Origin of the sequence: Dietzia papillomatosis NBRC 105045, assembly GCF_001570845.1 — a bacterium.
In the GTDB taxonomy this organism is placed as follows: Bacteria; Actinomycetota; Actinomycetes; order Mycobacteriales; family Mycobacteriaceae; genus Dietzia; species Dietzia cinnamea.
Genome location: NZ_BCSL01000130.1, coordinates 1 through 533, shown reverse-complemented (window position 1 = coordinate 533; position 533 = coordinate 1). Strand labels below are relative to the sequence as shown.

Annotated in this window: 1 protein-coding gene; it reads left to right on the top strand. The window is 64.0% G+C overall.

Translation table 11 applies throughout. The annotated features are described in order from the left end of the window. The coding region (locus DPA01S_RS16640; RefSeq protein ID WP_198150859.1) for a helix-turn-helix domain-containing protein at nucleotides 1-325 on the top strand (325 nt) is incomplete at its 5' end. Nucleotides 326-533 lie beyond the last annotated feature (208 nt).

Sequence of the window (533 nt, the reverse complement as noted above, 5' to 3'; positions counted from 1 at the left end):
GCTAACAGCGCTCGAGCTCGTCGAGGGAATTGAAAGAATCGCCGCAGGTCAGCGGGTGACCATGGTTGGCCCCGGCCTGTCGGTGATGCGATCGGATCGGTGGCCGGCCAAAGAGGCGGGACTGTCTCCCAGGGAGGCGGAAGTGATCGGTCTTATTGTTCAAGGACTATCGAACAAGGACATCGCCGCGCAGTGCTACCTGTCGACCAATTCGGTTAAGACCTTCATCCGGTCCGCGTATCGAAAAATGGGCGTGAGCACCCGGGCCCAGGCCGTGGCGTGGGGAATCGAGCACGGACTCAAGCCCGACCGACGAGGCCCCTGAGCGAGCTCCCCACGCGCGCCAGTCCGCCAGGGTTACCGGAACAGCATCGGCACGCCCCAGCGCACTCAGGGCCGAATCGGCGGCACCGGGGTTCTAGTGGGCTGCCACCGTGGGGAAGGAGGACCCACGATCCCGGCACATCGGACTGTCTGCCTGCGCTTGCCAGGTCGATAGAGACGTGTAGTTCCGGCTGAGCCTGTGTCGCTTA